This is a genomic window from Kineococcus esterisolvens, from assembly GCF_050871405.1.
GTDB lineage: Bacteria > Actinomycetota > Actinomycetes > Actinomycetales > Kineococcaceae > Kineococcus.
Genome location: NZ_JBJLRI010000045.1, coordinates 1 through 25,023 on the forward strand (window position 1 = coordinate 1; position 25,023 = coordinate 25,023).

A 25,023-nucleotide genomic window follows, 5' to 3' on the forward strand; every position below is an offset into this window, starting at 1 on the left:
CCCCCCCCCCCCCCCCCCCCCCCCCCCCCCCCCCCCCCCCCCCCCCCCCCCCCCCCCCCCCCCCCCCCCCCCCCCCCCCCCCCCCCCCCCCCCCCCCCCCCCCCCCCCCCCACGGCGGGGCGCAGTGCGCTCAGCGAGCGACGGCGTCGTCCGGGACGACGCGCCCGGCACGGCGCAGCTCCTCCAACTGAGCGGTCATGAAGGACTCCAGGTGCTCGCGGTAGGTGCTCTCCCGCCCGTGCAGCTGAGCGATGGCCTCCTCCAGCTGCCGGCGGCGGCCCTGCAGCTCCTCCAGGGTGCGGTCGCGCTGCGCCTCCGCCTCGGTCACGGTCCGCTCGGCGCGTTCGCGCGCCGCGGCCAGGAGGGCGTCGCGCTGCTGCTCGCCCTCGCGCACGTACTCGTCGTGCACCCGCTGGGCCAGGGCGATCACACCGGCGGCCTGGGCGGAGGGATCGGCCCCCGCCGGTCCCGCGACGGCGGCCGGGGACGGCCCCGCAGCGACCGCCGCCGCACCGCCCGCGGCCTCGGCAGCGACCCGTGGGGCACCGTCGGACGCGGCGATCGGGACCTCCGGGACCTCCTCACCGGACAGCTCGGCGACCCGCGCGCGGCACTGCTGCAACTGCGAGCGCAGCTCGTCGTTCTCCGCGTTGAGCCGGCGCAGCTCGGCGACGACCTCGTCCAGGAAGTCGTCCACCTCGTCCTGCGCGTACCCCTCACGCACCCGCGTGGGGTTGAAGCGCTTCTCGACGACGTCTTCCGGGCTCAGCGGCATGGGGCTCACCTCTGTCGACGGCCGCCCCGGCCGGACGGCGCACCAGGCGACACCGTAGCGGACACGGCCCGGGACCCGACGTGGTCGCCCGGTCCCGGCCGGGCCGTGGCGATCAGCCCGCCGCGGAGACGCTCAGCGCGCTGAAGACCGACATGAGGATGGAGCACAGGATCGCCAGCACGAGGAACGCCAGGTCGAGCTGGACCGCCCCGAGCCGCAACGGCGGCAGGACGCGCCGCAAGACCTTCAGGGGCGGGTCCGTGACCGTGTACACGGCCTCGGCACCCACCAGCACGGCGCCCCGCGGCCGCCACTCGCGCGACAGGGCCTGCACCCAGTCGAGCACGAGGCGGGCGATCAGGCACAGGAAGAAGAGGAGGACGAGCAGCTGCAGGAGCGAGAAGACGAAGGCCACGCGACCATCCTGCACGACCCGGGGCGTCCGCGAGCCCGGACTCACCCGGTCGCGGGGCGCTCACAGCGAGCGCCCAGGCGGTCAGGACTGGTTGAAGAACGTCCGCTCGGCGGGGCGCTCCTCCTCCTGCGAGGCCACCTCGACGTTCTGCGGCGACAGCAGGAAGACCTTGTTCGTCACGCGCTCGATCGAGCCGTGCAGACCGAAGACGAGACCGGCGGAGAAGTCCACGAGGCGCTTGGCGTCGCCGTCGGACATGTCGGTGAGGTTCATGATGACCGGGACGCCGTCGCGGAAGCTCTCGCCGATCGTCTTGGCCTCGTTGTACGTGCGCGGGTGGATCGTCGTGATCCTGTGCAGCTCCGGAGCGCTGCTGACCTGCGGCACCACGTGCGCCACCTGCCTCCTGATCGGGGTCACCTGACCGGTGGTCTCCGCGCGGCGCTCCGCGACCGGAGTGGGATCGACCGCACGCGCCTCGGACCGCGACTCGTGCCGGGGCGCCGGGTGCGCTCCCCGCACGGCCTCCACCCGCTCGCGAGCGGGCTCGGCCTCCTGCTCCTCGGCGTAGCGGTCATCCTCGGCGAGGCCGAGGTAGACCATCGCGTTGCGCAGTGCGCCGGCCATCGCAGTCTCCTCGGGTGGGGTCCGGTCGTGGGGTGTCTCGCCGCGGCGCCGGGCGCCGGGGCGTCGGCGACGTTACCGCGCGGCCGGACGCGTGCCCAGGACCGCGCTCCCGACACGCAGGTGTGTCGCCCCGGCGGCCACCGCGGCCTCCAGGTCGCCGCTCATGCCCGCCGACAGGTGCACCGCCCCCGGGTGCCCGGCACGCACCCGCCCGGCCGCGCGCACCAGCGCGGCGAAGGCGCGCTGCGGGTCCTGCCCGCGCGGGGCCACGGCCATCAGCCCGGCCAGCCGCAGCGGCCCGGCGGAGGCCACCGCGTCCGCCACGCGCAGCACGTCGTCACCCGCGGCGCCCCCGCGGGCGGGGTCGGCGTCCTCCCCCAGCTCGCGGGCCAGGTCGACCTGGACGAAGCAGTCCAGCTCACGGCCCGCCGCCGTCGCCCCCGCGGCGAGCGCGGCGACGAGCCGGGGGCGGTCCACCGAGTGCACCGCGGCGGCGTAGCGGGCGACGGAGCGGCACTTGTTCGTCTGCAGCTGCCCGACGAAGTGCCAGCGCAGGGCGGGGTGCTCCGGCGCCAGCTCAGCCGCCTTGGCCGCGGCCTCCTGGTCCCGGCTCTCGCCCACGTCGCGCACCCCCAGGTCGGCCAGGGCGCGCACGTCGGCGGCGGGGAAGAACTTCGTCACCACCACGACGGTCAGCTCCGCGGGGTCGCGGCCCGCCGCGGCGGCCGCCGCGGTCACCCGGCCGCGCAGCAGCTCGAGCCGCGCGCCGAGCTCGGCGGCGCGCCGGGGGCCGGGCTCCCCACCCGGTGCGGCGGAGCTCACGCCAGCACGACGACACCGGCGCTGCGGCCCGTGACGCCCTCGCGGCGGTAGGAGAAGAGGTCGGCGCGCTCGACGGTGCACGGCCCGGGGCCCGAGGCGCGCACGCCGGCCGCGGAGAGCTGCGCGAGCACACCGGCCGCCACGTCGACCGCCGGCGTGCCGCGGCGCGTGGTGGCCCGCGCGGCCGGCACGACGCGGGTCACGTCGTCGGCCACCTGCTCAGGCACCTCGTAGCAGCCGCCGCACACGGCGGGGCCCAGCGCCGCGCGCACGTCACGGGCGCCCGCCGACCGCATCGCGGCGACCACGGCGGGGACCACGCCCGCGACCAGCCCGGCCCGGCCGGCGTGGGCCACGGCCACCACCCCGGCCCCCGGGTCGGCGAGGAGCACCGGGACGCAGTCGGCCACCACGACGGCCAGGGCCAGCCCGCGGCGCCGGGTCAGCAGGGCGTCGGCGCGCGGCGGGCCGGACGAGGGGACGTCGTCCACCTCGACGACGTCCGCGCCGTGGACCTGCACGGGCACCACGAGGGCCTCGGCCCCCACGGTCGCGCGCAGGGCGGCGCGGTGGGCGGCGACGCGCGCGGGGTCGTCACCGACGTGGTCACCGAGGTTGAGACCCGCGAAGGGCCCCCGGCCCCCGGCGCCCGACCGGGTGGTGAACCCGCCGCGGACGCCGGCCGGCAGGCCGGCGTCCAGCAGCGGGACGTGCGCGGGGCTCACGCGAGCGGCACCCGCCGCCCCCGGCACCGGCCCGGGACGGGGACGAGCCGGGAGAGCGTCACTTGAGGAAGTCGGGCACGTCGAGGTCGTCCTCCTCGGGCCGCGGGCGGCCCGGCCGGCGCACCCCGGCGGTGTCGTTGGGCAGCTCGATGATCCGCGGCACCTGCACCGGGTCCTCACCCGGCACCAGCTGCGGCTGGTGCTGGACCGGCTGCTGCTGCGCCGGCTGAGGGGCCTGCTGGTGAGCGGGCTGCTGGGGCGCGTACTGCGCAGTCGGCTGCTGCTGCGCGGGCTGCTGCGGGGCCTGCTGCTGCGGAGCGTGCTGGGCGTACTGCGGGGCGGCGTACTGCGGCTGCTGGGCCGGCTGCGGGGGCGCCTGGTGCTGCGGCGCCTGGTGCTGCGGCGCCTGGTGCTGCGGCGTGTGCTGCGCCGGGGCGATGGGGGCCTGCTGCTGCCACGGCTCGGGTCGCGGGGCGCGCGGCGGGACGGCGGCGCCGCCAGGCGCCCGGCCGGGCACCTGGCCCGCCGTGCGCTCCGCGCGCGAGCGCACGGGGCTGCCGCTGTCGAAGCCGGCGGCGATGACGGTGACGCGGACCTCGTCACCGAGGGCGTCGTCGATGACGGCGCCGAAGATGATGTTGGCCTCGGGGTGCGCGGCCTCCTGCACCAGCCGGGCGGCCTCGTTGATCTCGTACAGGCCGAGGTCGGAGCCGCCCTGGATGGACAGCAGGACCCCGTGCGCGCCGTCGATGCTGGCCTCCAGCAGCGGCGAAGAGATCGCGCTCTCGGCGGCCTGCACGGCGCGGTCGTCGCCACGGGCCGAGCCGATGCCCATCAGGGCGCTGCCGGCGCCCTGCATGACCGACTTGACGTCGGCGAAGTCCAGGTTGATCAGGCCCGGCGTGGTGATGAGGTCGGTGATGCCCTGCACACCGGACAGCAGGACCTGGTCGGCGGACTTGAAGGCGTCCAGGATGCTGACCTGCTTGTCGCTGATGGACAGCAGCCGGTCGTTGGGGATGACGATGAGGGTGTCGACCTCGTCGCGCAGCTCGGCGATGCCGGACTCGGCGGAGTTGGCGCGCCGGCGGCCCTCGAAGGTGAAGGGGCGGGTGACCACGCCGATGGTCAGGGCGCCCAGCGAGCGGGCGATGCGGGCCACGACCGGCGCGCCGCCGGTCCCGGTGCCACCCCCCTCGCCGGCGGTGACGAAGACCATGTCGGCGCCCTTGAGCACCTCCTCGATCTCCTCGGCGTGGTCCTCGGCGGCCTTGCGGCCGACCTCGGGGTCCGCGCCGGCGCCTAGGCCGCGGGTGAGCTCGCGGCCGACGTCGAGCTTGACGTCCGCGTCGCTCATGAGCAGCGCCTGCGCGTCGGTGTTGACGGCGATGAACTCGACGCCCTTGAGGCCGACCTCGATCATCCGGTTGACCGCGTTCACCCCGCCGCCGCCGACGCCGACGACCTTGATGACCGCTAGGTAGTTCTGCGGAGCTGCCACGTCGAGTGCCTCTCGCCTCTTTCGCCGATGCCACCCGGGTCCGGTGAGCCGTTCCCGGTGAAACGCTGACCCTCAGGTAGAGGGTTAACGTTATGTCATTTCCTGTTGGTGGGTGACCGTAGGGAGCGACGGGGCTCACGTGCAACTGCCGCCCCGGCGTGTCGCGCTGCCACACCGCCCGGAGGGGACAACCACCCGTTCGGCCCAGGTCCACCCGTGCGGCGCCCGAGCGGCCCCGCGCCGCCTCAGGGAGCCGAGCGGACCGCCGGCGCGTCGGGCGCCGAGACGTCGACCAGAGCCGCCCGCGCGACCTCCTCCTCCTGCAGCAGCCGCAGCAGGACCTGGCCCTTGCGCTCGGGCCGGCCGGCGTCGCCCCACACCACCTCGGGCCCTTCCAGCAGTTGCAGCCGCACGGAGTCGGGGCTCTCGGCGGTGATCGAGGCGACGCGCGAGCGCACCTCGGCCGGCAGCGAGCCGTTGACCGCCAGCGCTGCGCGCAGCGCGCCCGGCCGGGCGCTGTCCACGTCGACGCTGAGGAGCGGGACACCCGCCGGCGCGCTCTCCGCGTGCTGCAGCACGCGGGCGTCGGCGTCCACCAGGTCGACGCCGCCCGAGGTCGAGGGCACCGCCGCCACCGCGTCGCGCTCGTCCAGCCGCACCACCAGGGTGGAGGGCCAGGACCGCAGCACGTCCACCGACTCCACCAGCGGCAGCGCCTGCCCCACCCGCTGCGACAGCTCCCGGGTGTCCACCGCGGCGAGGGGCTCGCCGCGCTGCGCGCCGACGAGGGCGAGCACCCGCTCGGGGTCGGTGCGCTCGGCGCCGGAGACGCGCACCTGCTGCACCCGCAGCCACGGCGAGCCCAGGGCGAGCCAGGCCAGCGCCGCGAGGACCACCGCCAGCACCGCGGCGACCAGCGCGGCCCGGCGGCCCGGCCGCGGCAGCGGCCGCCGCCGGCCCAGGCGGGCGCTCAGGTCCGCGACGCGGGCCCCGCCGGAGCGCGAGCCACCGGCGCGCGCACCCGCACGCGCACGAGCGTCGCTGCGGGCCGCGCCGCGCGCCGGTCGGACCGCGGGCGGCGGGGCCGCAGCCCGCACCGCCCGGCGGCGCTGGGCGCTGCCGCCCGGCCGCTGCTGCGGCGTGCGGGCCGCGGGTGCGGGCACCGGTGGTGGCGACGGGGGCCGGCGGGGCCGGGTGGGCCGGGTCACGGCCGCTCCGCCCCGGCGCCGCCGGGCGCCCCCCGCTGCGCCAGCAGCTCCAGCACCTGCGGCCCCAACCGGGTCACGTCGCCCGCCCCCACCGTCAGCAGCAGGTCCCCGGGGCGCAGCCGCTCCACGACGACCCGCGCGGCACCGTCCCGGTCGGGCACGAACGTCACCGCGCCGGCGGGCAGCGGCACCGCGCGGGCCACGAGGGCACCGGTCACGGCCGGGTCGGGGTCCTCCCGGGCCACGTACACGTCCAGCACCACCACGTCGTCCGCCAGGGCCAGGACCCGGCCGAACTCGGCGGCGAACGTCCTGGTCCGGCTCACCAGGTGCGGCTGGAACGCCACCACGACGCGGCCACCGCCGGCCACCGGGCGCGCAGCGCGCAGCAGAGCCTCGACCTCCGTGGGGTGGTGGGCGTAGTCGTCCACGACGCGCACGCCACCGGCCTCACCGCGGTGCTCGAAGCGGCGGCGGGCGCCGCCGAAGCGCGCCAGCCCGCGCAGCACCGGGGCGGGGTCCGCGCCCAGCTCCAGCGCAGCGGCGAAGGCGCCCGCCGCGTTGCGCAGGTTGTGCAGCCCCGGCACCGCGAGCTGCACGGGCAGGGCGTGCTCGTCGGCCCCCGCGTCGACGTCGGCGTCCACGTGCACCAGCGCGGTCGGCCGGGGACCGGACACGTCGACGTCGGAGAGCCGCACGTCCGCGTCGGGGTGCGTGCCGTAGGTGCGCACCCTGACGCCGGCCTGCCGGGCGAACTCGGCCAGGCGGACCGAGCCGGCGTCGTCCGCGCAGGCGACGAGCACGCCGCCCGGCTGCAGGCGCTGCACGAACTCCTCGAAGGCGAGCGCGACCGCCTCGGCGGTGCCGTAGTGGTCGAGGTGGTCGGGCTCGACGTTCGTCACGACGTCCAGCACGGGGGCGTAGGCGCGGAAGGAGCCGTCGGACTCGTCGGCCTCGGCCACGAACGGGCCGGAACCGTCCCGTGCTCCCCCGTCGCTGCCACCGGTCAGCTCCCCGCCGATGGCGTAGCCCGGGTCCATCCCGGCCTCGAGCAGCGCCGCGGCCAGCATCGAGGACGTCGTGGTCTTCCCGTGCGTACCCGCCACGGCCACGCCGCGGCGCCCGACCATGAGCGCGGCCAGGGCCTCGGAGCGGTGCAGCACCCGCAGCCCGCGCTCGCGGGCCGCGAGGAGCTCGGGGTTGCCCGCGCGCACCGCGGAGCTGACCACGAGGGTGTCCCCCGGCCCGAGGTCGCCCAGGTGCGCCTCGTCGTGCCCCACGGCCACCCGAGCACCCAGCTCGGCCAGGCGGCGCAGCCCCTCGGACTCGGCGGCGTCGCTGCCCGAGACCGTCACCCCGCGGGCCAGCAGCAGCCGGGCGATGCCGGACATGCCGACACCGCCGACGCCGAGGAGGTGCACGCGGCCGAGCTCGCCCACGGGCACGGGTGCGGCGCCCGCGCCGCTCACGCCGTCCCCCCCGCCCCGGCGGGGAGCTCGCCGGCGGCCTGGGCGACGAGGGCCGCCAGGCGCTCGTCCCCGTCCAGGACCCCGAACGCGGCCGCGGCGGCGGCGGCCGCGGTGAGGGCTGCCGGGTCGGCGAGCAGGGGCAGGATGCGCTCGCGCACGCAGGAGGCGTCGAACTCGCCGTCGGGCACGAGGAGGCCGCCGCCGGCGGCGACGACGCTCTCGGCGTTGCGGCGCTGCTCGCCGTTGCCGATGGGCAGCGGCACGTACACCGCGGGCAGGCCCAGCGCGGTCAGCTCGCTCACCGTCCCGGCACCGCTGCGGCACACCACCAGGTCGGCTGCGGCGTAGGCGGTGCCCATGTCGTCGAGGTAGGGGCGCACGAGGTAGCGGGCGGGGTCGGTGCCCGACGGCAGCGGGACCTGCTTGCCGCGTCCGCTGGCGTGCAGCACCTGCGCTCCGGCGGCCAGCAGGGCCGGCGCCGCGGCGCCCAGCGCCTCGTTGAGCCGCTGGGCGCCCAGGGAGCCGCCCGTGACCAGCAGCACCGGGGCGTCGGCGTCCAGCCCCAGGCTCTCGCGGGCGCGCCGGCGCAGCGCGGTGCGGTCGGCGGCGCGGGCGAGGTCGGTGATCTCGCTGCGCAGCGGCATGCCGGTGTGGACCGCACGGGGCAGCGGGGTGCCGGGGAAGGTGACCGCCACGTGCCGCGCCCAGCGCGCTCCGAGGCGGTTGGCGATGCCGGGCAGGGAGTTCTGCTCGTGCACGACCACGGGCACGCCGGCGCGGCGGGCCGCCAGGTAGGCCGGGGTGGCGACGTACCCGCCGAAGCCCACCACGACGTCCGCGCCGACCTCCTCGATCGCGCGGTGCGCGGCGGCCACGGCGGCGCGCAACCTGCCGGGCAGGCGCAGCAGGTCGGCCGACGGCCGCCGCGGCAGGGGCACGCGCGGCACCGGCGCCAGCCGGTACCCGCGCTCGGGCACCAGCCGGGACTCCAGGCCCTCCTCGGTGCCGAGCACCAGCAGACCCGCCGACGCGTCGCGCCGGCGCAGCCGGTCGGCGGTGGCCAGCAGGGGGGCGACGTGGCCGGCGGTGCCACCGCCGGCGAGCAGGACGTTCACCGGGACCTCCTCGGGCGTCGGGGCAGCACGGCCAGGGAACGGGCGACGACGGACTCGCGCGCCCGCAGCGCCTCCGGGGCGCCGGGCTCGGCGCGGGCGAAGGACAGCAGGATCCCCACGCCGAGCAGGCCGGCGACCAGGGCGGTGCCGCCGTACGAGATGAGCGGCAGCGGCACGCCGATGACGGGCAGGACGCCCAGGACGACGCCGATGTTCAGGCAGGCCTGGCCGAGCATCCACGCGGCGAAGCCGGTGACGGCGATCTTGGTGAACAGGTCCGCGGACCGGCGCACCAGCCGCAGCGCCGCCAGCGCCAGCACCGCGAAGAGCACCAGCACGACGAGGGTGCCGGGCAGGCCCAGCTCCTCACCGATGATCGCGAAGATGTAGTCGTTGTGGGCCTCGGGCAGCCACTGCCACTTCTCGCGGCTGGCGCCCAGCCCCAGGCCCCACCAGCCGCCGGAGGCCAGGGCGTACTGACCCTGCACGGGCTGCCAGCGGGCCCCCTGGATCTCCACGCCGGAGGTCGCCGAGCCGAACAGCCAGTCCTCCACGCGACGCATCCGGTTGTCGCTGGTGACGACGAGCGCCGTGGCGAGCAGGGCGGCGGCACCACCGGTCAGGGCGAAGAACTTCACGGGCACGCCCGCGGTCCACAGCATCGCCGCGACCATGAACATCATGACCATGGCGGTGCCGAGGTCGCGCGCCAGCAGGACCAGGCCGACCGTGGCGGCCACGGACGGCAGCAGCGCGCCGATCAGCTGCGACGGCTCGTGCAGCCGGTCGTACTTGCGGGTGAGGGCCAGGGCGCAGGCCAGCACCAGCGCGACCTTCGCGGCCTCGGACGGCTGGCCGGAGATGGGTCCCAGCTCGATCCAGTTCCGGTTGCCACCGACGGCGATGCCCACGCCGGGCACGAACACCAGCAGCTGGAGCAGGGCGGCACCCAGCAGCGCAGGCAGGGCCAGGCGCCGCCACGCAGCGGCGGGCACGCGGCTGGCCACGACGAGGACCGCACCACCCAGCACGGCGAACGTGGCCTGCTTCTTGAAGTAGGTGAACTGGGAGCCGTTGTCCTGGAGGGACTCCACGCTGGAGCTGGACAGCACCATGACCAGGCCGATCACGACGAGCAGGGCGGTCGTGGCCAGCAGGACGTGGTGGGTGGCCAGCGGGGAGTCCAGCAGCCGCAGCCGGTCGCGTGCCCACTCACCGGTGGTCTCCAGCCACGCCGGGCGCCGCCAGGCCTCCCGGGACCCATCGGGGCGGGCGGCGGGTCGGGCGCCGGTCCGGGCGGTGGTGTTCAGCGCCACCTCAGCCCTCCCGGTCGCTGCGGCGGCGCACGGCCGCGGCGAAGGCGTCACCGCGGTGGGCGTAGGAGACGAACTGGTCCATCGACGCGCACGCCGGGGCCAGCAGCACCGTGTCGCCGGGGCGCGCCAGGGCGGCCGCGCGCTCGACGACGGCGTCCATGAGGGCCGCGGCGGAGGCGTCGCGCTCGGCGGCCGTGGAGTCGGGACTGGGCGGCACGGCGCCAGTGTGGGTGAGGTCCACCTCCACGACGGGGACGTCGGGGGCGTGTCGGTCCAGCGCCTCGCGCAGCAGCGCACGGTCTGCGCCGATGAGCACCGCGGCCCGCAGACGCCCCGCGGTGCGCTCGACGAGGTCGTCGAACCTCGCGCCCTTGGCCAGGCCGCCGGCGACCCACACGACGCGCTCGAAGGCGTGCAGCGACGCCTGGGCGGCGTGCGCGTTGGTGGCCTTGGAGTCGTCGACCCAGCGCACGCCGCCGGTTTCGGCGACGGTCTGCACCCGGTGCGGGGCGGGGGTGAAGGACCGCACGCCGTCGCGCACCGCGACCTGCGGGACGCCGTGCGCGCGGGCCAGGGCCGCCGCGGCCAGGACGTTGTCCACGGTGTGCGGCGCCACCGGCGCGTCGGAGCCGGCCGGGCGCAGGTCGGCGAACGAGCACAGCTCGGCGGCGCTGGTGCGCCGCTGCTCCACGAACGCCCGGTCGGCCAGCACGTCCTCCACGACGCCGAGCATCCCCACGCGCGGGGCCTGCCGGGTGAAGCCGATCGCCCGCGCGCCCTCCACGACCTCCGCCTCGCGCACGAGCTCCTCGGTGCGCGGGTCGGCGGCGTTGTAGACGCACGCCCGCTCGGTGTTCTCGTAGACGCGGCCCTTGGCGCGCGCGTAGGCGTCCACGGAGCCGTGCCAGTCCAGGTGGTCGGGGGCCAGGTTGAGCACCGCGCTGGCCAGGGGCCGCAGCGACGCCTCAGTGTCGGTGGACAGCCAGTGCAGCTGGTAGCTGGACAGCTCCACGGCCAGCACCTCGAACGCCTCCGGGTGGCGCAGAGCCTCCACGAGGGGGGTGCCCACGTTCCCCGCGGCGCCGGCCCGCAGGCCCGCGGCGCGCAGGATCGAGGCGGTCAGCTCCACCGTGGTCGTCTTGCCGTTGGTGCCCGTCAGGGTCAGCCACGGTGCCACGAGCGCTCCGGAGGCGGGGTCGGGCCGCATCCGCCAGCCCAGCTCGACCTCGCCCCAGACGGGCACCCCGGCCAGCGCCGCACCGACCAGCAGGGGCGCGTCCGGTCGCCAGCCCGGCGAGGTGACGACGAGGTCGTAGGCGGCCCAGGGCTGCGGGGGCCCCTGCACGTGCTGCGGGCCGAGCAGGACCGCGGCTCCCAGCACCTCCAGCAGGGCCCCCTTCTCGCGCTGGGCCTCGCCGGTGCCGGCGTCGACGACGGTGACCTCGGCACCGGCCTCCAGCAGCGCGTCGGCCGCGGCGAACCCGGAGGTCCCGATGCCCGCCACGAGGATGCGCAGGCCCGACCACCCGGAGCCGGCGTGCCGCAGCGCGCGGACCCGGTCGGTGTCGGCGGCGCGCGGGGCGGGGTTGCCCAGCCAGCCGTCCAGCACGTTGCTCGCGGCGCTCACGCCCCGACCACCCACTGCGCGTAGAAGACTCCCAGACCGAGCGACACGAACAACCCCGCGATGATCCAGAACCTGATGACGATGGTGACCTCGCCCCACCCGGCGAGCTCGAAGTGGTGCTGCAGCGGCGCCATCCGGAACACCCGCTTGCCGGTCATCTTGAACGAGCCGACCTGGATGATCACCGAGAGCGTGATGATGACGAACAGCCCGCCGAGCAGCACCAGCAGCAGCTGCGTGCGCGAGAGGATCGCCAGGCCGGCCAGCGCACCACCCAGCGCCAGGGACCCGGTGTCCCCCATGAAGATCTTCGCCGGGGAGGCGTTCCACCACAGGAACCCGAAGCAGGCCCCCATGACGGCGGCGGCCACGACCGCGAGGTCGCGCGGGTCGCGCACCTCGTAGCAGCGCGGCTCGAACTGCGGCAGCGAGTAGCAGTTCTGGTTGGACTGGAACGTGCAGATCAGCACGTACGCGGCCAGCACCAGCGTCGTGGCCCCGGTCGCCAGCCCGTCCAGGCCGTCGGTGAGGTTCACGCCGTTGCTGACGGCCGAGGTGATGAGCAGCGCCCACACCACGAACAGCACGGTGCCCACCGCGGCGCCCAGGAACGCCAGGTCGAGGGCGGTGTCGCGCAGGAAGGAGATGTTCGTCGACGCCGGCGTCAGGCCGTCCTCGTCGGGGAACTGCAGCGCCAGCACCGCGAACAGGACGCCGACGAGCCCCTGCCCGGCGAGCTTGGAGCGCGCACGCAGCCCCAGGCTCTGCTTGCGGGAGATCTTCAGGAAGTCGTCGAGGAAGCCGACGACGCCCAGCCCCGCCATGAGCAGCAGCACGAGCAGGCCGGAGGCCGTCACCGGGGTGCCGGTGAACAGGTGCGCGGCGCCGTAGGCCAGCAGCGCACCGAGGATGATGACGGCGCCGCCCATCGTGGGGGTGCCGCGCTTGGTGTGGTGGCTGGTGGGCCCGTCGTCGCGGACGAACTGCCCGTAGCCGCGGCGCACCAGCCAACGGATGTACAGGGGCGTGCCGAACAGCGCCACCACGAGGGAGACGGCCCCCGCGACCAGGACGGCCCTCACGCGCCCGCCCCCGGCGCACCGGCCGGTCGCCCGCCGGCGATCAGCGATTCGGCCAGGGCCCCCAGCCCGGCGCCGTTGGACGCCTTGACGAGGACCACGTCGCCCGGGCGCAGCTGCTCGTCGAGGACCTCGCGGGCCTCGGCGACGTCGGCGGCGAAGGCGGCCTCCTCGCCCCAGGAACCCTCCATGACCGCCCCGGTGTACACCGGACGGGCCCCGGAGCCCACGACCAGCAGCTTGGAGACGTCCAGGCGCACCGCGAAGCGGCCGATCGCGTCGTGCTCGTCGCGCGAGGCCGCGCCCAGCTCCAGCATCTCCCCCAGCACCGCCCAGGTGCGCCGGCCGCCGGACATGCCCACCAGGGCCTTCAGGGCCGCGCGCACCGAGTCGGGGTTGGCGTTGTAGGCGTCGTGCACGACGGTCACGCCGTCGGGTCGCTGCACGACCTGCATGCGCCCGCCGCTGGCGGCCTCGGCGCCCGACAGCGCAGCGGCGACGTCGTGCAGCGGCACGCCCAGGCCGAGCCCCGCGGCCGCGGCCGCCAGGGCGTTGGACACCTGGTGCTCGCCGTGCAGGCGCAGGTGCACCTGCGCCGCCTGCTCGCCGGCGCGCAGCGTGAAGACGGGACGGGCCAGCTCGTCGGTGCGGACGTCGTCCGCGCGCACGTCCGCACCGGCACCGAGCCCGAAGGTCAGCACGCGGGCGCGGGTTCGCGGGGCCATCCCCGCCACGCGGGCGTCGTCGGCGTTCAGGACGGCCAGCCCGTCGGCCGGCAGCGCCTCCACCAGCTCGCCCTTGGCGGCGACCGTGGCCTCCAGCGAGCCGAACTCCCCGGCGTGCGCGGCACCGACGTTCAGGACGACCCCGGTCGCGGGCCGCGCCAGCTCGCACAGCGCGGCGATGTGCCCGACGCCGCGCGCGCCCATCTCCACGACCAGCGCGGCCGTGCCGGCGTCGGCGCGCAGCACCGTCAGCGGCACGCCGATCTCGTTGTTGAAGCTGCCCTGCGGGGCGACGACCGGGCCCAGCGGTGCGAGCACCGCCGCCAGCAGGTCCTTGGTGGTCGTCTTGCCGGCCGAGCCGGTCACGCCCACCACGCGCGGGCCGCCGCCGGCCGCGCGCAGCCGCTGCAGGACGCCCGCGGCCAGCCGGCCCAGCGCCGCCACACCGTCGTCTACCCGGACCACGGCGGTGCCGTCGGGCACGTCCACGGCACGCTGGGCCAGGACGAGCACCGCCCCCGCGGCGACCGCGGCGGCGGCGTGCTCGGCACCGTCGACACGGGCGCCGGGCAGCGCCACGAAGAGCGCCCCGGGCGCGGCCCGGCGGGAGTCCACCACCACCGGCCCGCCCACGACGGTGCTCGCGGCACCGGCGACGAGCCGGCCACCGGCCAGCTCCGCCACCTCCGCCGCGGTCAGCGCGATCACGACACACCTCCAGCTGAACTCGTGCTCGTACCGGCGCCCACGGGCGACCAGGCCCGACGCCGCAGCTCCTCGGCCGCCACGACCCGGTCGTCGAACGGGACGACGACACCCGCGGTCTCCTGGCCCGTCTCGTGCCCCTTGCCGGCCAGCAGCACCGTGTCCTGCGCGCCGGAGCAGCGGTCCAGGGCCGCGGCGACCGCCGCGCGCCGGTCCGGCACCTCCAGCACCTCGGCGCGGGCCCCGGCCGTGCCGGCCAGCACCGCCGCGCGCACCTGGGCGGGAACCTCGGAGCGGGGGTTGTCGTCGGTGACGACGACCAGGTCGGCGCCGCGGGCCGCGGCCGCACCCATGAGCGGCCGCTTGGAGCGGTCGCGGTCCCCGCCGGCGCCAAGGACGGCGACCAGCCGGCCGGCGGTCAGCGGCCGCAGCGCGCCCAGGACCCGCTCGATCGCGTCGGGGGTGTGCGCGTAGTCCACGACCACGAGCGGCTCACCGCTCCCCCCGGTGGCCACCCGCTCCAGCCGGCCGGGAACGCCCTCGGCGGCGGCCAGCCCGCGCTCCACCTGCCCGGCGTCCAGCCCGGCGCGCAGCGCGGCCACGGCGGCCACGGCGGCGTTGGCGACGTTGAACGCCCCGGGCAGCGGGCAGCTCAGCGCCAGCTCCGCGCCGTCGGCGGCCACGAGGCGGAAGGAGCTGCCGTCGCGGCCGGGGCGCACGTCCCGCACGGCCCAGTCCGCAGCACCCGCCGGGTCCGCGCCGTCGGTGCGCACCGTGGTGACCGGCACGCCCGCCCCGGCGGCCAGGCGCCGCCCCCAGTCGTCGTCCACGGCGACGACGCCGTGCCGGGCGTGCGCGGGGGTGAACAGCCGCGCCTTCGCGGCGAAGTACTCCTCCATCGAGCCGTGGAAGTCCAGGTGGTCCTGGCTGAGGTTCGTGAACACCGCCACGTCCACGACGAGGCCGTCGACGCGGTGCTGGGCCAGCGCGTGGCTGGAGACCTCCAGGGCGCACCCGCGCACGCCGGCGGCGACCATCCGCGCCAGCAGGGCGTGCAGGTCCGGGGCTTCGGGCGTGGTGCGCACGCTGCTCACCCGCTGCCCCGCGACGCGCGTCTCCACGGTGCCCAGCAGACCCGTCGTCCACCCGGCGGCGCGCATCAGGCCCTCGACCAGGTACGCCGTGGTGGTCTTGCCGTTGGTGCCCGTGACGCCGACGGTGACCAGCTGCTCACCGGGGCGGCCGTGCACGCGGGCGGCGAGGTCACCCAGCACGGCGCGGGGGTCGTCGACGACCAGCACGGGAAGCCCCGAGGCTGCGGCTTCGGCGGCACCGGTGGGATCGGTCAGGACGGCGCAGGCACCCGCCGCGGCCGCCTGCGCGGAGAAACGCGCCCCGTGGACGTTCGCGCCCGGCAGGGCGGCGTAGAGGTCCCCGGGCGCCACCCGCCGGGAGTCGAGGGTCGCGCCGGTCACGGGCCGCTCACCGGCGGTGCCGGGCGCCGCGGCGCCGGGGACGTCCACCGCGGTGCCGAGGGTCGCCGCCACGTCCGCGAGGGTCAGGGGCCGTCGAGCGCTGCCGCCCGGCCGGTCGGTCATCGGCACCCTGGGAGGTTACCCGTCCGCGGGAGAACTCCCCGCACCGCACCCGGGGCGTGTCGGGGAACGGGGTTCACCCCTCGGCGCCCCACGTCAGCGGCAGGCCGGCGGGAGCGGCGGTGGAAGGGGCGATCCGGCGCTGCTGCAGGGCGTACCCCATGACGTCCCGGAACACCGGGCCGGCGGCCGAACCCCCGTAGTAGTTCGTCTTGGGGTCCTGCAGGATCACCGCGACCACGAGCTGCGGGTCGTCCGCGGGGGCCAGGCCGATGAACGAGGCGGTGTACCCGCGGTAGCAGCCGCAGTCGATGTCGTAGCGCTGCGCGGTACCGGTCTTGCCGGCCACCAGGTAGCCGGGGATGTCGGCGGCGGCGGCGGTGCCCTCCTCGCTGACCACCGCCTGCATCATGTCCCGCAACGTGGTCGCCGTGGTGGAACTCACCACGCGGGTGCTCGCGGGAGCCTCGGCGGCCCGGTAGTTGCCGTCCGGGTCGGACGTTCCCGCCACGAGCGACGGCTGCACCCGGACCCCGTCGTTCGCGATGGTGGCGAACACCGACGCGGCCTGCACCGCGTTGACCGACATGCCCTGCCCGAACATCACCGTGTAGCGCTGCGTCCCGGAGTAGTCCTCCGGCTCGGCGAGGATGCCGCCGGTCTCGCCCGGGAAGTTCATGCCGGTGGTCTCGCCCAGGCCGAAAGCGCGCTGGTAGGAGTAGAGCACCTCGGCGCTCAGCTCCTCACCGGCCAGGATCGTGCCGGTGTTGCTGGACTCCGCCAGGATCCCCGCCAGCGTGAGGTTCTGGTCGGGGTGCGCGTGGGAGTCGTGGAACACCTTCGTGGAGCGCTTCAGCTCGTCGGGCACCGTGAACCGGCTCGCGGCCGTGGAGGTGCCCTCCTCCAGCGCGGCGGCCATCGTGATGACCTTCGCCGTCGAGCCCGGTTCGAAGGACTCCGTCAGGGCGGTGTTGTTCAGTTCCTCGTTGGTGAAGTCGGTCAGGTCCGCCGGGTCGATGCTGGGGGAACTGGCCAGCGCCAGCAGCCGCTGCTGCGCGTCCATCACCACGACCGTGCCGGACTTCGCGCCGGTCGCCTCCACCTGCGCGGCGATGGCGCTGGCGGCCTTCCACTGCAGGTCCGAGTCGATCGTCAGGTGCAGCGAGGTGCCGTCCACCGGTTCGATCGTCTCGCTCTCGCCCAGCGGGATCTCCTGCCCACCCAGGCTGCGCTCGTAGCGCACCTTGCCGTCCACACCCGCCAGGAGGTCGTTCTCGGCGTACTCCAGCCCGGAGAGGGGGCGGTCGACCGTCTCGCCGTTCTGCGTCTCGCTGGTGCCCAGGACGCCCACCAGCGTGGAGGCCGCGCTGCCGCTGGGGTAGGTGCGCTGGGAGGTGCGCTGGGAGGTGATGCCGGAGACGCCGGCGTCGGAGACCCGCTGCCACAGCTCGGGCGTGATCCCCACGGCGACCAGCGCGTACCGGTCCTCGGGGCCGGAACCGGTCAGGGTCGCGGTCAGCGCGGACTCGTCGACGCCGAGGATCGGGGCCAGCACCCGCGCCGCACCGGCGGCGCCCTGCGGCAGCGCCTCGTCGCGGGGCGATCCGTCGCTGCGGGTGTTGAAGCTCGCGAGGATCGAGGGGTCGGCCACCACGTCGCGCCGCTCCACCGACGTCGCCAGCACCACGCCGTTGGCGTCCAGGACGTCACCGCGCTGGGCGTACAGGACGCTGGTGTGGGTCCGCTGGTCCAGCGCCGCCTGGGCCAGGGCGGCGGCGTCCGCCCCCTGCAGCTGCACCAGCCGGCCGGCGAGCAGGCTCAGCGCCACCAGCACCGTGATGACGAACGCGCGCAGTCGGCGGTCCGGGCGTACGTCCGGCGCGCTCGGGCGGCGGGCGGCGGGCGGACGGGGCACGGGCGGGCCTCTCGGGGTCGGCGGGCGACGGGTTCAGCGGGACGCGGCGGGCGCGGTGGTGCCGGGCGAGGCGGTGCCGGGCGCAGCGCCCGCGTCCTCGGCGGCGTCCTCGGCGGTGGTCTGCGCGGGCTCCGGCGTCGGCTCGGGCGCCGCCGTGGGCGTCCCCACCGCGCCGTCCGCGGTCAGGTGCACCGGCGCGGGCGCCGGGACCATGCCGAGCTCGGCCGCCCGGCTCGCCAACGCCTGGGGCGCGGACTGCGCTGCCAGCGACTCCTGCGCGGCCTGCTGCTGGTCGGCGAGCCGCTGGGAGGTGACCTGCAGGTCCGTGATGCGGTAGGCGTCACCGGCGATGGCGATGTTGGTCATCAGCAGGCCGAACAGGCCCAGGCTCAGCAGCACCACGCACGCCACGGGCAGCGGCAGGCGCAGGCGCCGCACGGCGGGCGGGACGACGACCCGCAGCTCGGGCCTGCCCCCGGTGTCCGGGCGCGCCTCGCGAGCGCGGACCGGAACCTTCCGGGCCGCGATCAGGGGCTGGCTCATCACCGGGTCCTTCCGTCGTTCGTGCCGTTCCTCGTTCCGGGTGCCGAACCCCCGGGGGTCCTGCGACCGGTGCGCTCGCGGGACCCGCCGGCCCCGCGGGGGCGCCGGGTTTCGCGGTGGTGACGAGCCGGCCGCCCGGGGGCGTCCCGCTCCTGCCGCGGACGATCCTCGCCGGGCAGCCTGCGCACCGCGCGCAGGCGCGCCGACGCGGCGCGGGGATTCGCCGCGAGCTCCTCCTCGTCGGCCGTCTCGCCACCGCGGGTGAGGAGTTCCGCGCGAGGTCCCGCACCGGGCGGGACGAACGGCAGGTCCGGCGGCGCGGTGCTCTCCGTCAGGCGGCGCAGCGCGTTCTTGGCGATGCGGTCCTCGAGGGAGTGGAACGTCAGGACCGCCAGGCGGCCGTCGTCGGCGAGCAGCTCGAACGCGGCGGGCAGGGCCCGCTCCACGACGCGCAGTTCGTCGTTGACCTCGATGCGCAGCGCCTGGAACGTGCGCTTGGCGGGGTTCCCGCCGGTCCGGCGGGTGGCGGCGGGGACGTTGGCGCGCACCAGGTCCACCAGCCGGGCGGAGGCGGTGAAGGGTTCGGCGGCGCGCTCGCGGACCACCGCCGACGCGATGCGCGGCGCGAACCTCTCCTCGCCGTACTCCCGCAGGACGCGCACGAGCTCGGCCTGGGAGTAGGTGTTCAGGACGTCCGCGGCGGTGGTCGGCGCACCGGGGTCCATGCGCATGTCCAGGGGCGCGTCGCGGGCGTAGGAGAAACCCCGTTCCACCTCGTCGAGCTGGAACGAGGAGACCCCGAGGTCGAAGAACACCGCGTCGACGGCCGGCAGGCCGAGCTCGTCCAGGACCTCGGGCAGGGCGTCGTGGACCGCGTGGACGAGGGTGACGCGGTCACCGAAACCCGCGAGCCGACGGGCGGCGAGTTCCAGGGCCAGCGGGTCGCGGTCGATGCCGACGAGGCGCAGTCCGGGGTGGCGGGCGAGGAGTTCGGCCGCGTGCCCGCCCATGCCCAGGGTGGCGTCGACGCAGACGGCACCCGGGTGCTGCAGCGCGGGCGAGAGCACCTCGGTGCAGCGCCGGAGCATCACCGAGGCGTGGCGGGCCGCGACCGCAGCGGCCTGCGCGTCCTCGGTCAACGCTCCCACCTCGCTCCCCCGCCGGCCGGTGGGCCGGCGTCGCCGTCGTCCGCCGTCGGCCTCGGTCCCCATCCGCTCGCGGGGTCCGTGCCTGGCGCCGGGGAAGAGGCGTCAGGACCGGTCCGGAGCGGCTGGGGGCCGCGGTCGACGGTCGCCCCCGGCGTGCGCCGGGAGCCGGGGTCACACGACCCCGGGCAGGACCTCCTCGCGCTGGTCGGAGAAGGCGGGCTCGGCACCGGCCAGGTAGGACTCCCACGTGGGCAGGTCCCAGATCTCCACCCGGGACCCGACGCCCGTGACGGCGAGGTCGCGCTCGAGCCCGGCGTAGGTCCGCAGCATCGGCGGGATGGTGAAGCGCCCCTGCTTGTCGGGGACCTCGTCCGAGGCACCCGAGAGGAACACCCGCAGGTAGTCGCGGGCCTCCTTGCGGGTCAGCGGCGCCCGCCGCAGCTCCTCGTGCATCCGCTCGAACTCCTGCATGGGGAAGAGGTAGAGGCAGCGCTCCTGCCCCTTGGTGATCACCAGTCCGTCGGAGAGCTGGTCCCGGTACTTGGCCGGGAGGATCAGCCGCCCCTTGTCGTCCAGGCGGGGGGTGTAGGTGCCCAGGAACACAGCCGCAACCCCCGACGGACGGTCCCGAGCGGCCCCTGCTGAGCCGCTCCCCTCCACCGTACTCCACTTTCCTCCACGGTCAACGTCAGACGACGGACAGTGATCGCATGGTCGGCGCATCGTCGCAGGTCAGCGCGGTGCAGCCCGGTGGGGCGGCCGGGGCGCCCCCCACCGGCCGCCGGCCGGGACCCCGTGCGCCCGACGGGGCCGTCGACCGCCCCCGCGGGCGCCGCCCGGCGGCGGGCACCCGCCGGCGTGGGGCAGAGTGGAGGGGGTCGCGACGGCGAGACCGCGCGCGACGGGCGAGGAGCGCGGCACCGGCGCGCCCCAGGAGGAGACGAGGCCACGTGACGACCACGAGCGCACCCGCCGGCAACCACGCCGGGGACCCGCTGGCGGGGCAGCCCGACGACATGCCCGACGCGCTGGAGCAGCTGGCCGCCACGGCCGACGGCCTCGCCCGCACCGTGGACCGCGTCATCCAGGGCAAGGACGAGACGGTGCGGCTGGCGCTGACCGTCCTCTTCAGCGGCGGGCACCTGCTGGTGGAGGACGTGCCCGGCGTGGGCAAGACCATGCTGGCCAAGACCCTCGCCCGCGCCATCGACGGCACGGTCCGCCGGATCCAGTTCACCCCCGACCTGCTGCCCAGCGACGTCACCGGGTCCAGCGTGTGGAACCAGGAGCGCGGCGCGTTCGAGTTCCGCCCCGGCGCGGTGTTCGCCAACGTCGTCATCGGCGACGAGATCAACCGCGCCTCCCCCAAGACCCAGTCCGCCCTGCTGGAGTGCATGGAGGAGGGGCAGGTGACCGTCGACGGGACCACCTGGCCCCTGGAGCGGCCCTTCGTCGTCTTCGCCACCCAGAACCCGGTGGAGATGGACGGCACGTACCCGCTGCCCGAGGCCCAGCGCGACCGCTTCACCGCGCGCGTCTCCATGGGCTACCCCTCCGCGGCGGCGGAGCTGGCGATGCTCTCCGAGCACGGCGGCACCGAGCCGCTGGACGAGCTGACCCCCGTGGTGGACGTGCAGGAGGTCCGCCGGCTGACGGCCGCCGTGCGCGGCGTCCACGCCGCCGACGCGCTCAAGCAGTACGTCGTGGACCTCGTGCGCCGCACCCGCGCCCACCCCGACCTGCGCCTGGGCGCCTCACCGCGCGCCGCCCTGCACCTGCTGCGCACCGCTCGGGCGCACGCGGCGATGGAGGGCCGGGACCACGTGCTGCCCGACGACGTCCAGGTCCTCGCCGTGCCCGTGCTGGCGCACCGCCTGCTGCTGACCGCGGACGCCCAGCTGTCGGGGCGCGAGGGGGCCGACGTGGTCTTGGACGTGCTCCGCACGACGTCGCTGCCCTCACCGCGGTGAACCGCCCCCGGCGCTCCCGGGCGGGCGGGACCCCGGAGCTCCGGCCCACGGCGCGCGGCTGGGCCCTGCTGCTGACCGGGCTGGTGGCCGCGGGCGCCGCTCCGGCACTGGGGCAGCGGGACCTGCTGCGCGTGGGGGTGCTGCTGACCACCCTTTCGGTGCTGGCCGCGCTGGTCGCCCACCGCTCCGCCCGGAGCCTCGACCTCACGTCGAGGTCGGGGTCGGGCATGGCCGAGGCGGGCGCTCCCAGCACCGTGCGCCTCACGGTGCTGGGGCGCGGCCGACCGGCGGGGCGGGTCGTGCTCGAGGACGCCGTCCCGCTGGCCCTGGGCGGCACCGCCCGCATCGCCGTGCCGCGACTGGCCGACGGGGAGAGCCTCGACCTCGACCACACGGTGAGGTCCGACGTGCGCGGCAGCTACCGCCTCGGCCCGGTCACCGTGCGGGCGCGCGACCCGTTCGGCCTGGTCGTCGCCTCGCGCACCACCGGTCCGGCGACCACGCTCGACGTGCTGCCGCGGGTCCACCGCCTGGCCGACGTCCCCCTGGGTGAACCGGGCGGTGCGCGCGGCACGTCCGCCGGTGCGGCCACCACCTCCCCCGAGGACGCCTCCATCCGCGCCTACCGGGTCGGCGACGACCTGCGGCGGGTGCACTGGCGCTCCACCGCGCGCCGCGGGGAGGTCATGGTGCGCTCCGACGAGCACCCCGGGCGCCCCGACGTCGTGCTGCTCCTGGACGACCGCGCCGGCGCCCACCACGGCCGCGGCGCGGCGTCCTCGCTGGAGTGGGCCGTCAGCGCCGCCGCCTCCGTCGCCGTGCACCTGCACGGCCGCGGCCACCGGGTGCGGCTGCTGCACGGGGGCCTGCTGGAGCAGGTGCGGGGCACCGACGAGGGCTCGGCGGTGCGCTCCCTGCTGCAGTCCCTGGCGCGGCTGCGCCCCGGGCCCGACGACGGGCTGGCCCGGTCCCTGGCCGCCCTCGGACGGACGGAGTCCACGCTGCTCGTGGCGTTCCTCGGCGAGGTCGACGAGGCCGACGTCCAGCCGCTGGCCAGCGCCCGACCGCCCGGCACCCCCGCCCTGGCGCTGCTGCAGCGCACGCGGCTGTGGGACGCCGGCCAGGGCGGGGAGGCGCCCGAGGTCGAGGCGGGGTCGCGGCGGGCGCACCTGGTGCTGGCCCGGGCGGGGTGGCGCACCGCCGTGGCCACCCCCGCCACGAGCGTGGCGCAGACTTGGGCGAGCGCCGCCCGCGGAGCGCCCGCCCCACCCGCGGCAGCCACCTCGACCACCGGCACCGGAGGACCACCGTGACGCGCAGCGCCCGCACCGCCTGCTGGGCAGGACTCGCCTCCGCGGCAGCCGTGCTCTCCCTGCGTCCCCTCGTCGTCACCTCCGGATGGCTCGTGGGCGCCCTCGGGGTCGTGCTCACCGTCACCGGCACCGGCCTGCTGGCGCGTGCCCTGCTGCACCGCCGCGGCGCTGCGGTCGTGCTGCAGGTGCTGGCGCTGGTGCTGGCGCTGACCGCCCTGTTCGGCGGCGCCACCACCGTCCTGGGCGTCCTGCCCACACCGGCCACCCCGGCCCGCTTCGCGCAGCTGCTCGGCGACGGCGTCCAGGTCGTGCAGCGCTACAGCGTGCCCGCCGCGGACCTGCGGGGCCTGCGCCTGCTGATGGTGGGCGGGGCCGGTCTGCTCGCCCTGGCCGTCGACGTGCTCGCCGTGACCCTGCGCCGCCCGGCGCTGGCGGGCGTGCCGCTGGCCGCCGCCCTTGGCGTGGCGCTGGCCCTGGCGCCCGGCGGCTCGAGCGCGCTGACGCTCGTGGCCACCGCCGTGCCGTACCTGGTGCTGCTGGCCACCGGCCGCCCCGACCCGCGCTGGCCCTCCCCGGCACGACGGCGCCCGAGCGGCGGCCGCCCGGGCGCGGCGCGGCGGCGCCCCGCGGGGACCCGCACGGGCACGACAGCCGGTGCGGTGGCCGCGAGCTCGCTGGCGCTGGCGCTGGCGGTGCCCGCCGTCGTGCCCGACTTGGACGAGCGCGCCCTGACCCTCGACACGGGGACGGGCGACACCATCGCCGTGATCAACCCCATCCTCAACCTCAAGGCGAGCCTGGGGGCGCGCTCGGACGCCACGATCCTGACCTACCAGACCGACCAGGACGACCCCGCCCCGCTGCGGATCGTCACCGCCGACGTGTTCGACGGGGAGACGTGGGCCCCCAGCACGGGGGCGGACATCTCCCGCAGCCAGCGCGTGCAGGACGGGCTGAGCCAGCCGCCCGGCCTGTCCGAGGAGGTGCGGGCGCAGTCCGAGGTGCACCGCACGGCGATCGCCGTGCGCGGCCTGGACCAGACGTACCTGCCCCTGCCCTACCCGGCGCTGCAGGTCGAGATCGCCGGCGAGTGGCTCTACGAGCAGGGCACGCTGAACGTCGTCGGGGACGGGGAGACCACCCGCGGGCGCGACTACACGGTGCAGCACCTGGAGGTGAGTCCGGTGGAGGAGCAGCTGCGCGGCGCCGGTCAGGCCCCCGACGACGTGCGCGAGCGCTACACCGCCCTGCCCGACTCCCTGCCGCAGTCCGTGCGCGACACCGCGCTGGAGGTGACGGCCGGAGCCTCCAGCGCCTACGAGCAGGCAGCGGCGCTGCAGCGGTACTTCCGCTCCACGGGAGGCTTCACCTACTCCACCACCGCGCCCAACGACGGCGGCTCCGACGCCGTGGCCGCCTTCCTGCAGGACAAGTCCGGCTTCTGCGTGCAGTTCGCCTCCGCGATGGCCGTCATGGCCCGCACCCTGGGCGTCCCGGCCCGGGTGGCGATCGGCTTCCTGCCCGGGGAGGAGACCGCCTCCGGGCGCTGGCGGATCAGCGCCCAGGACGCCCACGCCTGGCCCGAGCTGTACTTCGAGGGCGTGGGGTGGGTGCGGTTCGAGCCCACCCCCGCGACCCGCACGGGGCAGTCGCCCGCCTACTCGGTGCCCAGCGTGCAGGCTCCCGCAGCGGTGCCGAGCGCCGCCGCACCGGCCGCGTCCGGCCCGGCGCAGGCTGCGCCCAGCGCGACCACCAGCACGGCCACCGCCGGTGCCGCGCAGCCCGGCGCACAGGGTCCGCTGACCGGCTGGCAGCGCGTGGCCGCCCTGCCGTGGGGCTGGATCGCCGGCGGCGTCCTGGTGCTGCTGGTGCTGCTGACGCCGCTGGTCACGGCCACCGTGCTGGGCCGGCGCCGCTGGGCGGGCGTCCACGACGGGCCGTCCTCGGTCGAGGCGGCCTGGGCCGACCTGGAGGACCGCCTGGGCGACCTGGGGCTGCACTGGCCCGCCTCTGCGACGCCCCGCCGCTGCGCCGCGCTGGTCGAGGCCGCCGTCGACCTGCCCGCCGGGGCCGCCGAGCAGCTGACGTCGCTGCGCCGGGCGGTGGAGGCGACCCGTTTCGGCGGCGGCGCGGGTGCCGCGGCGCCGCCCGCGAGCCGCGCGCGCGGACGCGGCGCGGCAGCGGTCCTGGAACGGGTTCCGGCCGCCGGCGACCGTCAGCAGCGCGTGGTGCGCGCCCAGGTGGACGAGGTGGTGGAGGCGGTCGCCTCGAGCCGGCCGCGACCGGTGCGCTGGCGCGCACGGTGGTTCCCCGGCGCCGGTGTGCGGGCGGTCCTGGCCTGGTGGGAGCGCGACTGACGGCAAGGTCGGCGACGGAACCACGGACGGGTCCGCACGCCCCTGGGACGTGCGGACCCGTCCGTCGTGCCGA

21 protein-coding genes are annotated in these 25,023 nt (G+C 76.7%); 3 read left to right on the forward strand and 18 right to left on the reverse strand.

Annotated elements, in window-relative coordinates:
• Nucleotides 1-130: 130 nt before the first annotated feature.
• The 18 genes from ACRYR8_RS14035 to mraZ form a co-directional block, all read right to left on the reverse strand.
• Nucleotides 131-775: a DivIVA domain-containing protein gene (locus ACRYR8_RS14035; RefSeq protein WP_432485158.1), complete on the reverse strand. Its 645-nt coding sequence runs from the start codon at nucleotides 773-775 to the stop codon at nucleotides 131-133.
• Between the two features lie 112 nt (nucleotides 776-887).
• Nucleotides 888-1,190: a YggT family protein gene (locus ACRYR8_RS14040; RefSeq protein ID WP_432485159.1), complete on the reverse strand. Its 303-nt coding sequence runs from the start codon at nucleotides 1,188-1,190 to the stop codon at nucleotides 888-890.
• 81 nt (nucleotides 1,191-1,271) lie between these two features.
• Nucleotides 1,272-1,817 carry a cell division protein SepF gene (locus tag ACRYR8_RS14045; protein WP_432485160.1) on the reverse strand — a complete coding sequence of 182 codons (546 nt, stop codon included), beginning with the start codon at nucleotides 1,815-1,817 and terminating at the stop codon, nucleotides 1,272-1,274.
• A 72-nt stretch (nucleotides 1,818-1,889) separates the two neighbouring features.
• Nucleotides 1,890-2,639, reverse strand: coding sequence for a YggS family pyridoxal phosphate-dependent enzyme (locus ACRYR8_RS14050; RefSeq protein ID WP_432485161.1), 750 nt, complete (start codon nucleotides 2,637-2,639; stop codon nucleotides 1,890-1,892).
• Nucleotides 2,636-3,364, reverse strand: coding sequence for a peptidoglycan editing factor PgeF (gene pgeF / locus ACRYR8_RS14055; protein WP_432485162.1), 729 nt, complete (start codon nucleotides 3,362-3,364; stop codon nucleotides 2,636-2,638). The genes ACRYR8_RS14050 and pgeF overlap by 4 nt, the downstream gene beginning before the upstream one ends.
• 58 nt (nucleotides 3,365-3,422) lie before the next feature.
• Nucleotides 3,423-4,865, reverse strand: coding sequence for a cell division protein FtsZ (gene ftsZ / locus ACRYR8_RS14060; protein WP_432485163.1), 1,443 nt, complete (start codon nucleotides 4,863-4,865; stop codon nucleotides 3,423-3,425).
• Nucleotides 4,866-5,110: 245 nt separating this feature from the next.
• On the reverse strand, nucleotides 5,111-6,028 hold the full coding sequence (locus ACRYR8_RS14065; RefSeq protein ID WP_432485165.1) for a cell division protein FtsQ/DivIB: 918 nt from the start codon (nucleotides 6,026-6,028) through the stop codon (nucleotides 5,111-5,113).
• 41 nt (nucleotides 6,029-6,069) lie between these two features.
• Nucleotides 6,070-7,542, reverse strand: coding sequence for a UDP-N-acetylmuramate--L-alanine ligase (gene murC, locus ACRYR8_RS14070; protein WP_432485167.1), 1,473 nt, complete (start codon nucleotides 7,540-7,542; stop codon nucleotides 6,070-6,072).
• Nucleotides 7,539-8,657 (reverse strand): undecaprenyldiphospho-muramoylpentapeptide beta-N-acetylglucosaminyltransferase, encoded by a 1,119-nt coding sequence (murG, locus tag ACRYR8_RS14075; RefSeq protein ID WP_432485169.1) that lies wholly within the window; start codon nucleotides 8,655-8,657, stop codon nucleotides 7,539-7,541. Before murG ends, murC begins: the two co-directional genes overlap by 4 nt.
• Nucleotides 8,654-9,973 (reverse strand): putative lipid II flippase FtsW, encoded by a 1,320-nt coding sequence (gene ftsW / locus ACRYR8_RS14080; protein WP_432485170.1) that lies wholly within the window; start codon nucleotides 9,971-9,973, stop codon nucleotides 8,654-8,656. The genes murG and ftsW overlap by 4 nt, the downstream gene beginning before the upstream one ends.
• 1 nt (nucleotide 9,974) lies before the next feature.
• A complete protein-coding gene (murD, locus tag ACRYR8_RS14085; RefSeq protein ID WP_432485172.1) occupies nucleotides 9,975-11,600 on the reverse strand; it encodes a UDP-N-acetylmuramoyl-L-alanine--D-glutamate ligase in 1,626 nt (541 codons plus the stop codon).
• Nucleotides 11,597-12,682 carry a phospho-N-acetylmuramoyl-pentapeptide-transferase gene (mraY, locus tag ACRYR8_RS14090; protein ID WP_432485173.1) on the reverse strand — a complete coding sequence of 362 codons (1,086 nt, stop codon included), beginning with the start codon at nucleotides 12,680-12,682 and terminating at the stop codon, nucleotides 11,597-11,599. The genes murD and mraY overlap by 4 nt, the downstream gene beginning before the upstream one ends.
• Nucleotides 12,679-14,112, reverse strand: a complete 1,434-nt coding sequence (locus tag ACRYR8_RS14095) for a UDP-N-acetylmuramoyl-tripeptide--D-alanyl-D-alanine ligase (RefSeq protein WP_432485174.1) — start codon at nucleotides 14,110-14,112, stop codon at nucleotides 12,679-12,681. The genes mraY and ACRYR8_RS14095 overlap by 4 nt, the downstream gene beginning before the upstream one ends.
• Nucleotides 14,109-15,707, reverse strand: a complete 1,599-nt coding sequence (locus ACRYR8_RS14100) for a UDP-N-acetylmuramoyl-L-alanyl-D-glutamate--2,6-diaminopimelate ligase (protein WP_432485194.1) — start codon at nucleotides 15,705-15,707, stop codon at nucleotides 14,109-14,111. Before ACRYR8_RS14100 ends, ACRYR8_RS14095 begins: the two co-directional genes overlap by 4 nt.
• A 73-nt stretch (nucleotides 15,708-15,780) precedes the next feature.
• The gene (locus ACRYR8_RS14105; protein WP_432485176.1) at nucleotides 15,781-17,619 is read right to left on the reverse strand and encodes a peptidoglycan D,D-transpeptidase FtsI family protein; all 1,839 of its coding nucleotides are present in this window, start codon (nucleotides 17,617-17,619) and stop codon (nucleotides 15,781-15,783) included.
• A 33-nt stretch (nucleotides 17,620-17,652) separates the two neighbouring features.
• Nucleotides 17,653-18,162 (reverse strand): cell division protein FtsL, encoded by a 510-nt coding sequence (locus ACRYR8_RS14110; RefSeq protein ID WP_432485178.1) that lies wholly within the window; start codon nucleotides 18,160-18,162, stop codon nucleotides 17,653-17,655.
• On the reverse strand, nucleotides 18,162-19,250 hold the full coding sequence (gene rsmH, locus ACRYR8_RS14115; RefSeq protein ID WP_432485195.1) for a 16S rRNA (cytosine(1402)-N(4))-methyltransferase RsmH: 1,089 nt from the start codon (nucleotides 19,248-19,250) through the stop codon (nucleotides 18,162-18,164). The genes ACRYR8_RS14110 and rsmH overlap by 1 nt, the downstream gene beginning before the upstream one ends.
• 231 nt (nucleotides 19,251-19,481) lie before the next feature.
• Nucleotides 19,482-19,913, reverse strand: coding sequence for a division/cell wall cluster transcriptional repressor MraZ (gene mraZ, locus ACRYR8_RS14120; protein ID WP_432485179.1), 432 nt, complete (start codon nucleotides 19,911-19,913; stop codon nucleotides 19,482-19,484).
• A gap of 413 nt (nucleotides 19,914-20,326) precedes the next feature.
• On the opposite strand from mraZ, the gene ACRYR8_RS14125 reads away from it, so the two are divergent.
• The 3 genes from ACRYR8_RS14125 to ACRYR8_RS14135 are packed head-to-tail and all read left to right on the forward strand — an operon-like array spanning nucleotide 20,327 to nucleotide 24,950.
• Nucleotides 20,327-21,280 carry an AAA family ATPase gene (locus tag ACRYR8_RS14125; protein ID WP_432485196.1) on the forward strand — a complete coding sequence of 318 codons (954 nt, stop codon included), beginning with the start codon at nucleotides 20,327-20,329 and terminating at the stop codon, nucleotides 21,278-21,280.
• Nucleotides 21,277-22,593: a DUF58 domain-containing protein gene (locus ACRYR8_RS14130; protein WP_432485180.1), complete on the forward strand. Its 1,317-nt coding sequence runs from the start codon at nucleotides 21,277-21,279 to the stop codon at nucleotides 22,591-22,593. The genes ACRYR8_RS14125 and ACRYR8_RS14130 overlap by 4 nt, the downstream gene beginning before the upstream one ends.
• On the forward strand, nucleotides 22,590-24,950 hold the full coding sequence (locus tag ACRYR8_RS14135; protein ID WP_432485181.1) for a transglutaminase TgpA family protein: 2,361 nt from the start codon (nucleotides 22,590-22,592) through the stop codon (nucleotides 24,948-24,950). Before ACRYR8_RS14130 ends, ACRYR8_RS14135 begins: the two co-directional genes overlap by 4 nt.
• Nucleotides 24,951-25,023: the final 73 nt, after the last annotated feature.

Excerpts from the sequence above, each read along its gene's own strand:
- ACRYR8_RS14045 (WP_432485160.1), bottom strand. The coding sequence starts at position 1,817 with ATGGCCGGCGCACTGCGCAACGCGATGGTCTACCTCGGCCTCGCCGAG.
- ACRYR8_RS14110 (WP_432485178.1), bottom strand. The coding sequence starts at position 18,162 with ATGAGCCAGCCCCTGATCGCGGCCCGGAAGGTTCCGGTCCGCGCTCGC.
- ACRYR8_RS14035 (WP_432485158.1), bottom strand. The coding sequence starts at position 775 with ATGCCGCTGAGCCCGGAAGACGTCGTCGAGAAGCGCTTCAACCCCACG.
- rsmH (WP_432485195.1), bottom strand. The coding sequence starts at position 19,250 with ATGCTCCGGCGCTGCACCGAGGTGCTCTCGCCCGCGCTGCAGCACCCG.
- ACRYR8_RS14125 (WP_432485196.1), top strand. The coding sequence starts at position 20,327 with ATGCCCGACGCGCTGGAGCAGCTGGCCGCCACGGCCGACGGCCTCGCC.
- ACRYR8_RS14100 (WP_432485194.1), bottom strand. The coding sequence starts at position 15,707 with ATGACCGACCGGCCGGGCGGCAGCGCTCGACGGCCCCTGACCCTCGCG.